At 66.1% G+C, this 10,558-nt stretch carries 7 protein-coding genes; 4 read left to right on the top strand and 3 right to left on the bottom strand.

The window, feature by feature from the left end; genetic code table 11:
• The 4 genes from A5906_RS23545 to A5906_RS23530 form a co-directional block, all read left to right on the top strand.
• Positions 1 to 2,369 (top strand): DUF4159 domain-containing protein (locus A5906_RS23545; protein ID WP_245326868.1); only part of this gene is annotated, 2,369 nt, incomplete at its 5' end.
• Positions 2,370 to 2,499: 130 nt separating this feature from the next.
• Positions 2,500 to 4,563 (top strand): hypothetical protein, encoded by a 2,064-nt coding sequence (locus tag A5906_RS23540; protein WP_080137676.1) that lies wholly within the window; start codon positions 2,500 to 2,502, stop codon positions 4,561 to 4,563.
• 349 nt (positions 4,564 to 4,912) lie between these two features.
• Positions 4,913 to 5,317: a DUF2946 family protein gene (locus A5906_RS23535; protein WP_080137675.1), complete on the top strand. Its 405-nt coding sequence runs from the start codon at positions 4,913 to 4,915 to the stop codon at positions 5,315 to 5,317.
• A 148-nt stretch (positions 5,318 to 5,465) separates the two neighbouring features.
• Positions 5,466 to 7,856 (top strand): TonB-dependent receptor, encoded by a 2,391-nt coding sequence (locus A5906_RS23530; RefSeq protein ID WP_080137674.1) that lies wholly within the window; start codon positions 5,466 to 5,468, stop codon positions 7,854 to 7,856.
• Positions 7,857 to 8,029: 173 nt separating this feature from the next.
• On the opposite strand, the gene A5906_RS23525 is transcribed toward A5906_RS23530, so the two are convergent.
• The 3 genes from A5906_RS23525 to A5906_RS23515 are packed head-to-tail and all read right to left on the bottom strand — an operon-like array spanning position 8,030 to position 10,447.
• Positions 8,030 to 9,187 carry a hypothetical protein gene (locus A5906_RS23525; protein ID WP_245326867.1) on the bottom strand — a complete coding sequence of 386 codons (1,158 nt, stop codon included), beginning with the start codon at positions 9,185 to 9,187 and terminating at the stop codon, positions 8,030 to 8,032.
• 36 nt (positions 9,188 to 9,223) lie between these two features.
• On the bottom strand, positions 9,224 to 9,895 hold the full coding sequence (locus A5906_RS23520; protein WP_080137672.1) for a methyltransferase domain-containing protein: 672 nt from the start codon (positions 9,893 to 9,895) through the stop codon (positions 9,224 to 9,226).
• A 36-nt stretch (positions 9,896 to 9,931) separates the two neighbouring features.
• Complete coding sequence (locus A5906_RS23515; RefSeq protein ID WP_080137671.1) at positions 9,932 to 10,447, bottom strand: GNAT family N-acetyltransferase; 516 nt, start codon at positions 10,445 to 10,447, stop codon at positions 9,932 to 9,934.
• Between the last annotated feature and the right edge of the window lie 111 nt (positions 10,448 to 10,558).

The following is a 10,558-nucleotide window of genomic DNA, read 5'->3' as shown; positions in this document are numbered from 1 at the left end:
CGGCGCGCGTGGCGCTGCGCCAGCTCGTGCCAAAGCCCTATTCGATCGATCGCGTCGAGACGCTCGCTGCTGTCGACCGCTTCCTCAAGGCCACCGGCGATTGCGAGATCGCCTGGCTGTCCGACGGCGTCGACACCGGCCGCGGCGAGGAGTTCGTGGCTGCCCTCGGCAAGACCTTAGGGGATCGCAGCCTGACCATCTTCGAAGGCGGCACCTCCTCACCGCTGGCGCTGGTCGCGGCCGAGAACGCCGCGGCGAAGATGACGGTGAAGGTGCTGCGCACCGACAGCGGCATTGCGGCCGGCACCGTGCGCGCGCTGGACCAGAAGGCCTCGCCGATCGGCGAAGCGCGCTTCTCGTTCGGCCCGCAGGACAAGGAGACCGATGCCGCGTTCGACCTGCCGGTCGAGCTCCGCAACGACATCACCCGGCTCGAGATCTCCGGCGAGCGCTCCGCCGGCGCGGTGCAGCTGCTCGACAAGCGCTGGCGCCGCCGCGCAATCGGCATCGTCTCGGGCTCGACCAGCGAGACCGCGCAGCCGCTGCTGGCGCCGACCTTCTACCTCACCCGCGCGCTGGCGCCGTTCGCTGACGTGCGGCTCGCCGACAAGGGCTCGCCGCAGCAGGGCATCACACAATTCCTGGACCAGAAGCTGCCGATGATCATCCTCGCCGATGTCGGCACCATCGCGCCTGAAATCCGCGAGCGCCTCAATGCCTGGATCGACCAGGGCGGCGTGCTGGTGCGCTTTGCCGGGCCCCGCCTGGCGCAGGCCGAGGACGATCTCGTGCCGGTCAAGCTGCGCAAGGGCGGCCGCACGCTCGGCGGCAGCCTGACCTGGGAGAAGCCGCAGCATCTCGCCTCTTTCGCGGCTGACGGCCCGTTCACCGGCATCGCGGTTCCCAAGGACGTCACGGTGAGCCGGCAGGTGCTGGCCGAGCCGGATGCCGTGCTCGCCACCAAGAGCTGGGCCTCGCTCGAAGACGGCACCCCGCTCGTCACCGGCGAGCATCGCGGCAAGGGCATCGTCAGCCTGTTCCATGTCAGCGCCGACATGCGCTGGTCGGATCTGCCGATGTCGGGCACCTTCGTCGAGATGTTGCGGCGGGTCGTCGACATGTCCGGCTACACCGCCAAGCCCGGCGCCGGCGTTGCCAGCGAGGCGACCACGGAAACGGTGGCGCCGCTGCACATCCTCGACGGCTTCGGCGCCTTCGGTCCGCCGCCGGCGACCGCAAAGCCGCTCCCTGCGGACTACCGCGACCGCGCCACCCCCGATCATCCGCCGGGCTTCTATGGTCCCGCAGAAGGACCGCTCGCCGTGAACACGCTTGCCAGCGCCGACCGCATCGCAGCCCTGAACACCGCGAGCCTGCGCGCCCGGCATGCCACCTACACCAATGCCGAGCCGCGCGACCTGCGCGGCTGGCTGCTGTCCGCGGCGCTGGGGCTGTTCCTGATCGACGCCATCATCGTCGCGCTGCTCGGCGGCGGCCTTGCCGCGCTGCTGCGCCGCCGCGCCGCGCCTGCAATGATCCTGCTCGGCCTCGTGCTTGCGGGTCTCACCGCGCTGTCGCCGACGCCGTTGCGCGCCGACAGCGCGTCCGACGAGTTCGCGATGAAGGCGGTGTCGCAGACCCGCCTCGCCTATGTCGTCACCGGCAATGCCGACGTCGATTCCATCGTCAAGGCCGGCCTCACCGGACTGACGCTGTTCCTGGCGCAGCGCACGGCGCTCGAGGCCGGCGATCCCGTCGGCATCGATCCGGCGCGCGACGAGCTCGCCTTCTTCCCGCTGATCTACTGGCCGATCGTGCCCGGCGCGCCGAAGCCGCCGCAGGACGCCATCAACAAGATCGACGCCTATATGAAGCAGGGCGGTACCGTGCTGTTCGACACCCGCGACGCCTATGAGGCGACGCCGGGCGACAACGGTGCCTCGCAGACGCCGGGCATGCGCACCTTGCGCGACATCCTGTCTTCGCTCGACGTGCCCGAGCTCGAGCCGGTGCCGCGCGAGCACGTGCTGACCAAGACCTTCTATTTGCTGCGCGACTTCCCCGGCCGCTTCAACACCGGCCAGACCTGGGTCGAGACCCTGCCACGCGACGAGGACGAAGACGCCGCGCAGCGCCCGGCTCGCGGCGGCGACGGCGTCTCGCCGATCATCATCACCTCGAACGATCTTGCCGGCGCCTGGGCCGTGCGCCCCGACGGCCAGTACATGCTGCCGGTGACCAGCGGCGACCCCCGCCAGCGCGAATTCGCCTACCGCGCCGGCGCCAACATCGTGATGTACACGCTGACCGGCAATTACAAGGCCGACCAGGTGCACGCACCGGCCCTGATCGAACGGCTGGGACAGTAGAGATGCGCGTGACGCCCTTGAACCACGCGCCCCGTCATTCCGGAATGGTCCGAAGGACCAGGTCCGGAATCTCGAGATTCCGGATTCGATGCTTCGCATCGCTCCGGAATGACGTTGATAGGTCTGTCTGATGAATTACGGCATCGCGTTCACGCCGCTTGTTCCCGCGATCGTCCTCTGGCTCGCGCTGGCCGCGATCGTCGTCATCGCGATCCTGCTGCTGGTGGCGCGCGCGCGCGGTGCAGCCGTGCGCGTCGCCGCGCTGGCGCTGTTCCTGCTGGCGCTCGCCAATCCCTCCTTCACCCGCGAGGACCGCGATCCGCTCACCTCGGTCGCCGCCATCGTCGTCGACAAGAGCCCGAGCCAGAATTTCGGCAACCGCAATCGAGAGGCCGCGCAGGCGCAGGAGGCGCTGGTCGATAGCCTGAAGAAGATCAAGGGTCTCGAGGTCCGCGTCGTCGAAGCCGGCCAGGCCGACGGCGAGACCGACGGCACCAAGCTGTTCGGCGCCCTCGCCTCGGCCCTGTCTGACGTGCCGGTCGACCGCGTCGCCGGCGCCTTCCTGATCACCGACGGCCGCGTCCACGACATTCCCGCCAATGCCGCCGCGCTCGGCTTCCAGGCGCCGGTGCACGCGCTGATCACCGGGCAGAAGGACGAGCGCGACCGCCGCATCGCGATCACGGCGGCGCCACGCTTCGGCATCGTCGGCCAGATGCAGACCATCACCTACCGGCTCGACGACCAGGGCGTTTCCGGCGAGCGCGCCAAGGTCACCGTGCGCCGCGACGGCGAGGTCATCAACGAGCGCACGCTCTCGAGCGGCCAGAGCGCGAGCGTCGACGTCGACATCAAGCATGCCGGGCCGAACATCGTCGAAATCGAGGCTTCGCCGCTCGAGAAGGAACTGACGCCGGTGAACAACCGCGCCGTCGTCGCCATCGACGGTGTGCGGGACAAGCTGCGCGTGCTGCTGGTCTCGGGCGAGCCGCATTCCGGCGAGCGCACCTGGCGCAACCTCCTGAAGTCCGACGCCAGCGTCGACCTCGTGCACTTCACGATTCTCAGGCCGCCGGAGAAGCAGGACGGCACGCCGATCAACGAATTGTCGCTGATCGCGTTTCCGACCCGCGAGCTGTTCCAGCAGAAGATCAACGAATTCCAGCTGATCATCTTCGACCGCTACGCCCGCCAGGGCGTGCTGCCGATCGCCTATTTCGACAACATCGCGCGCTATGTGCGCGCGGGCGGCGCGGTGCTGGTCTCGGCCGGGCCCGACTATGCCTCCAACACCAGCATCTGGCGTACGCCGCTGGATTCGGTGCTGCCGGCCGAGCCGGTCGGCGTGACCGAGAAGCCGTTCTATGCGCATCTGTCCGACATCGGCAAACGCCATCCAGTCACGCGCGGTCTTGAGGGCTCGGCCTTCGAGCCGCCGCACTGGAGCCGTTTCTTCCGCACCGTCGACACCCGCAATTCCGTCAACCCGCCGGTGATGACGGGCCTCGACGGCAAGCCGCTCTTGTTCCTTTCGCGCTTCGGCGAGGGGCGCGTCGCGCTGCTGCTCTCCGACCACATCTGGCTGTGGGCGCGCGGCTATGAGGGCGGCGGCCCGCATCTCGATCTGCTCAGGCGGATGTCGCACTGGCTGATGAAGCAGCCCGACCTCGACGAGGAAGCGCTGCGCCTCCAGGTGCAGGGCAAGGACCTCGTCGTGGTGCGCCAGACCATGTCGGACAGCGTCCAGCCGGTCAGCGTGACCTCGCCGTCGGGCGTGTCGCACGATTTGACGCTCAGCGCCGTCGATCCCGGCGAGTGGCGCGCCAGCCTGCCGGCGAATGAGCTCGGCCTGTGGCAGGCGACAGACGGCACGCTGAAGGCGCTCATCAATGTCGGCCCGACCAATCCGAAGGAGTTTTCGGAGGTCACCTCCACCACCGAGACCCTGAGGCCGCTGACGCAGGCGACCGGCGGCGATGCCGTGCGCGTCGTCGATGGCACCAGCGTCGAGCTGCCGCGCATCGTGCCGGTGCGCTCGGTGAGCAGCTTCCATGGCGATGGCTGGATGGGGGTCAGGATGCGCGACGCCAGCGTCGTGAAGGGCGTCGGCGTGCTGCCGATCTTCGCCGGCCTGATCGGCCTCTTGCTGCTGCTCGGCGCGTTTGCCGCGACCTGGGTGCGTGAAGGGCGCTAAAACGCTTGGCGCGATCGGCGGCCCCGGGATCACCTCTCTCCGGCGGGGAGAGGTGATCCGAGTTCTCGGCTCGCATCGCTTCAACCAAAAAGCCATCCCACTCTAAAGCGCGATGAGATTGGAATGAATCGTCATCGCGCTTTAGGTTGTGTTTGCGCATGATCTTTTCGGAAAACCGCTTCGCACTTTTCCGGATCATGCGTTAGTTGCCCGAAGGACACATCAGGCCGGCTGCCTGTACGCACAGCCCGCCCCGCCGTTGACATCCACGGACCGATCGGGCGATGTTACATTATAACATCGCGACGCCCAGGGATTGGCGCCTTGCGATGCGGGGTGGCGTCTGCAGATGAAGTGGTTCCGGTCGCATATCAGGCACGGTGCCCGGCTCGCGTTGTTCGCGATGCTGGTGCAATTCGCGCTGACCTTCGGCCACAGCCACTGGTTCGCCCAGGCCACTCCCCTCGCCCAGTCCTCGATCCAGCAGACGGACAACGCCAAGGCGATCGCCTCGATCGACCCCGCGGCGATCCAGAAGCAATCGCCTAAAAGCCCCGACCGGGAGCAGCCGGGCGACGACAATTGCGCGATCTGCGCATTGCTCGCGATGGCCGGCACGGTCCTGTTCGCGACGCCGCCGCTGCTGCAGCTGCCCCAGGCGATCGCGCTGCTCCAGCTCACCACTGATGCCGAATTCGTCCATCTGAAATCGGCCGGCACGGCGTTCCAGCCGCGCGCCCCTCCCGCGTCCTGACTCCCAACAGCGTTTGATCACGCCCGGGCCCGCCGCATGTCGGCGAGTCCCCGGGAGCCGTTGAAGTCGAATTCCGTCGCGCCGCGACGGCAGGCCGCCTCCGATCAGCAAAGCATCTTCCGGACGGCGCCTGAGTGGAATCAGGACCATGTCATTTGAATTGCGACGCGTGCAGCATCTCGCCGGAGCGAGCCTGCTCCTGCTCGGCGCCGCCGCCACATCGGCGCTTGCCCAAGAACCCACGCAGGCACCGGCGCAAGCGCCTGCGCAAGACAAGTCGTCGACCGAGATCCCGGCCGTCACCGTGACGGCGCCGAGCCCGATCGTGCGCCGGGTGGTGCCGACCCGCAGCCCGGTCCGCGTCGCGCGCACCGGACGCTCGCGCAGCCAACAGCGTACGGCGGATGCAGCGCCGGCAGCGCCAGCGACGGCCGCCCCTCAGCAGGGCGTGCTGTCGATCGTGACCAACCAGTTCGCCACCGTTACGGTGGTACCGAACGACGAGATCCGCCGCGAGGGCGGCGGCCAGCTCGGCGATCTGCTGTTCTCCAAGCCCGGCATCACCGGCTCGAGCTTCGCGCCCGGTGCCTCCAGCCGGCCGATCATCCGGGGTCTCGACGTCAACCGCGTCGGCATCGTCGAGAACGGCACCAATGGCGGCGGCGCCTCCGATCTCGGCGAGGATCATTTCGTTCCCATTGATCCGCTCGCGACCAACCAGGTCGAGGTGGTGCGCGGACCGGCGGCGCTGCGCTACGGCTCGACCTCGATCGGCGGCGTCGTCAGCGCCACCAACAACCGGATTCCGGATGCGCTGCCGTCCTGCGCGCCGTCGTTCCAGACCTGGGGAATGCCGGCCAAGGCGCCACTCGCATCCGCCGCGACATCGCCTTGCGTCACCGCCGAGACGCGCACCGCGTTCTCCTCGGTCGACCGCGGCGTCGAGAGCGGCGTGCTGCTCGACACCGGCGGCGGCAATTTTGCCTTCCATGCCGATGCCTATGGCCGCACGACCTCCGACTACAACATTCCGAGCTATCCCTATCTGAACGACCAGACGCGGCCCGTGAACGGGCGCCAGCCGAACTCGGCGACGCGCTCGGACGGCGCCTCGATCGGCGGCTCCTACTTCTTCCAGGGCGGCTATATCGGCGCTGCGATCACGCAGAACGACTCGCTCTACCACATCCCCGGCATCGACGGCGCCGACCACCACACGCGCATCGACGGCCACCAGACCAAGATCAACGCCAAGGGCGAGTACCGTCCCGACGCCACCGCAATCGACACCATCCGCTTCTGGGCCGGCGCGACCGACTACCGGCACAACGAGATCGGCCTTGCCGATCCCGCCGATCTCAACAGCGACGGCATAAGGCAGACCTTCACCAACAAGGAGCAGGAGATTCGCACCGAGGTGCAGCTGATGCCGTTCAACGCCCGCTTCGCCGAGGTGACGACGGCACTCGGCTTCCAGGCCGGTCACCAGGAGCTCAGCGCGCCGAGCCCGGACAATCCCGGCACGCTGTTCAACGGATTGTGGGACCCCAACAACAACACGCGCGTCGCCGCTTATGCCTTCAACGAGTTCAAGTTCACCGAACAGACGCGAGCGCAGATCGCTGGGCGCATCGAGCATGTCGAGCTACACGGCACGACGCCGAATTTCTCGGCGGACTTTTTGCCTGACGGCACGCCGCAGGCGGCGATCGCGCGCAATCCGTCCTACACGCCGAAGAGCGGCAGCATCGGTCTGTTGCAGGATTTGCCGGGCGGCATGGTCGGCAGCGTCACCGCGCAGTATGTCGAGCGCGCGCCGAAGGCGGCCGAGCTGTTTTCCCGCGGCGGCCATGATGCGACGGCGACCTTCGACATCGGCAATCCCAACCTCACCATCGAGACCGCGAAGTCGGTCGAGCTCGGCGTGCGCAAGGCGACGGGGCCGTTCCGGTTCGAAGCGACCGTCTACTACACGCATTTCGACAATTTCATCTTTCGCCGCCTCACCGGCGTGATGTGCGACGATGACTTCGCTTCGTGCGGCAATCCGGGCGCCGAGCTGAACCAGGCGGTCTATTCGCAGCGCAATGCCAATTTCCGCGGCGGCGAATTTCAGTCGCAGTTCGATGTCGGCGCGTTCCAGGGCGGCATCTGGGGCATCGAGAACCAGCTCGACGTCGTCCGCGCCACCTTCTCCGACGGCACCAACGTGCCGCGCATTCCGCCGGTGCGACTGGGCGGCGGCGTGTTCTGGCGCGACGACAACTGGCTGATGCGGGTCAACCTGTTGCACGCCTTCGCGCAGAACAACATCGCCGTAATCGCGGAGACGCCGACGCCGGGCTACAATCTGCTGAAGGCGGAAGTGAGCTACAAGACAAAGCTCGATCCGAGCCGGTTCGGGGCGCGCGAGATGATTGCCGGCATCGTCGGCAACAACCTCCTCAACGAAAGCATCCGCAACTCGGTGTCCTACACCAAGGACGAAGTGCTTATGCCGGGTATCGGGGTGCGGGCGTTCGCGAACTTCAAGTTCTAAGGCGCGCTGAGATTTGGATGAATCGTCATCGCGCTCTAGTTTGTCGTTTGCGCATGATCTTTCCGGAAAACCGCTTCGCGCTTTTCCGGGTCATGCTCTAGGCGCGATCCGGAAAGGCAGCAGCCTTGGGGGATGACCACGCTCAAGGCCGCAGCGCGCTGACCAAGCTGAACTCAGCGCGCTTCGGCCCAAGCGGCCGGTTCGGGAGCATCCTCTGCCGCCTCCTGGAAAAGGACGGCAAACAGCAGGCTCCATAGCGTCAGGAGAGAAATGGGGATGGTGTAGTATGGCGTCGCGATCGGATAGGTGAAGAAGAAGGCGAGATTGATCGCCAGATTGGCGATCGTGAGCTGCGCGACACGGCGGAGGCCATCCGGCTGCCGCAACAGGCAGATCGACCCCGCGATTCCGATGATGACCAACAACGTCTGCAGCGGATCGGCGAGATAGTCCCGGATCACGGCGAACGAGAAATCGAGCGGCCTGACATCGGGGTTGTTGCCGTAGGTCGACGCGAACGGACTGCCGGCATTGACGGCATAAGACGCGATGGTCGGCATCACGCCGGCCAGCAATGCGATGCCGAACACGGCTCCTTGCAAGAACCGGGACACCGTGCGTTCTGCAAGGAACGCGACGAGGAGGAACATTCCGTAGCCGGACGCGAGGAAGAGGTTGGCCAAGCGGAAATCGACTGTCAATCCAAGCAGGAGGCCGATGGACGCCAACAGCCCGATCCTCGGCTGAGATTGCGGGTCCATCAGCCATCGCGCGGTGAGACATCCTGCGACCGCACACACGGCGACCGTCGGAGCCATCGAATAGCTCGCCTTGACCGGATTGACCATCAGATAGATTGCAAGACAGCCGAACGTTCCAGCCAGCAGGATCGACCTCGTGGTGCGCGCGATAGATAGGGCAAACAGCGCAAAGCCGAAGACGACAACGGTCGCCATCATGTACATGGGCACGACCTGGTGACCGCCCGGAAATAACGCCAACACGAGGCCGACACCTGGCGGGTACTGGATGACGACCTTCCCTGTGGCCGGCATCAAATTGTGACAGGGCGCTTCAGTCGTATCGTCCCACTTCGGGTAGTCGATCTCCCTCAGCTTTGCTTTCAGATAGCCATCGTCGTCGAGGGCGAGGTTGGTGTCGAAGCCTCGCACCAGCCCGAACCTCTGAAACAAATGCGCCTGCCGCAGGTAGCAGATGTCGTCGTAGACACCGCGCGCCTCATTCCATCGTAACATGGTCCAGAAATGGCCGATCAGCACCGCGATGAACAGGACGGCGAAGATGACTTTGCTCGTGCCGATTCGCTTCATTGAGATCATGCCGCGGCGGGAGGCGCTGGCTCCGCTTCAGCGGAATGCAAGATAGAGATTGGACGATAACGGGCCGAGCGACAAGCCGGTGTAACCCACCGCCGCTGACTTGGCGATCAGCGCGGTGAGCGCCAGCAGCCGTTTTCGTGTCATCAGGATCAGGTTCTGCTCGTCGGTCCATTCCGACTTGCCGGTGATCATGCAGGCAATCCTGAAAGTGCCATCCAGGTAATGCGCCAGCGGGATGGCCGTGTGGTGCTCGACCGGAAAGAACCTGTTGGGCACCGTGATGAACACCCGCCGCGCAACGCGGCAAAGCTCCTTGACCAGGAGCACCTGATTCTGGTGGCTTCCCGCATGCTCGAGCACAGCATTGGACGTCGCGATATCGAATTCGTTGTCGGCAAACGGCAACCGTGTGTTCGGCTCGATCTGCACGTAGCGGCAAAGCGGAAAAGCCGCCTTGAACCCGACGCCCTCGCCGAGCCCGCAAGCTGTGATCTTGCGCTGATGCGGATAGCTTCTCTCCAGCACGTTTGCGCCGTCGTTGATCACGTCGGACACGCCGACGTCCAAGATCTCGTCCGACGCAGACGGCTGCATCTGAGTGATGAAATCCTGGAATATGCGGTCGCGTGCCGAGATGAGCAGCTTCTCCGCCGTGCTCCCGGACGCCACCTCCCGGTAATATTGCTGATCGACCGGCACTAGCTTACCTCACGTGAGCTGCAAAGCGATGGCGCGTCAGGTTGGCGTCTTGCTCCAGTCCGGACCGACCGGCCCCGATACGCCTTCGAACGCGCCTTCGACGAGCTCGAGGACGAGAAGCCGGGCGTAATCGACCGGGCCCGGCATCGTGACTCGTCCCTTCGGCACCGGCTTGAAGCCGACGCGGCTGTAATAGGGTTCGTCGCCGACCAGCAGCACCAGGCGGTGGCCCTGCGTCTTCGCATCCTTCAGCGCGCGCTCGAGCAGCATCCGACCGACGCCGCGGCCGCGGAACGGAGGTTCGACCGTCAGGGGCCCGAGCAGCAGCGCCGGCGTGTCGCCGACGCGGATCGGCAATTGCCGCACGGATCCGACCAGCAACGTCCCGATGCGGGCAGTGAAAGACAATTCGAGCACGTGATCCACGTGCTCGCGGATGCGATAGGCGCTCAGCACAAAACGGCCGGGGCCGAAGGTGCGTTCGTGCAGCCGCTCGATCGCCTGAGCATCGCCGGCAATTTCCGGCAGGATGGTGAGTGAGAGATCGTTCATCGCGTCAGGGCGTTTTCAAGCGGAGTCATCGGTTCGCGTCGGGAAGAAATGGTCGGCCGGCGTGGGCGGGATATCACCTCGGAGGGCGGTGGTCCATGGGATTAGGCCCGC

The organism is Bradyrhizobium sacchari (assembly GCF_002068095.1).
Taxonomy (GTDB): domain Bacteria; phylum Pseudomonadota; class Alphaproteobacteria; order Rhizobiales; family Xanthobacteraceae; genus Bradyrhizobium; species Bradyrhizobium sacchari.
Note: the sequence above shows the minus strand (reverse complement) of the source record. Positions and strands in the feature narration are given on the sequence as shown.

Coding starts and splice junctions, on each gene's coding strand:
- A5906_RS23540 (WP_080137676.1), top strand. CDS start 2,500: ATGAATTACGGCATCGCGTTCACGCCGCTTGTTCCCGCGATCGTCCTC.
- A5906_RS23535 (WP_080137675.1), top strand. CDS start 4,913: ATGAAGTGGTTCCGGTCGCATATCAGGCACGGTGCCCGGCTCGCGTTG.
- A5906_RS23530 (WP_080137674.1), top strand. CDS start 5,466: ATGTCATTTGAATTGCGACGCGTGCAGCATCTCGCCGGAGCGAGCCTG.
- A5906_RS23525 (WP_245326867.1), bottom strand. CDS start 9,187: ATGAAGCGAATCGGCACGAGCAAAGTCATCTTCGCCGTCCTGTTCATC.
- A5906_RS23515 (WP_080137671.1), bottom strand. CDS start 10,447: ATGAACGATCTCTCACTCACCATCCTGCCGGAAATTGCCGGCGATGCT.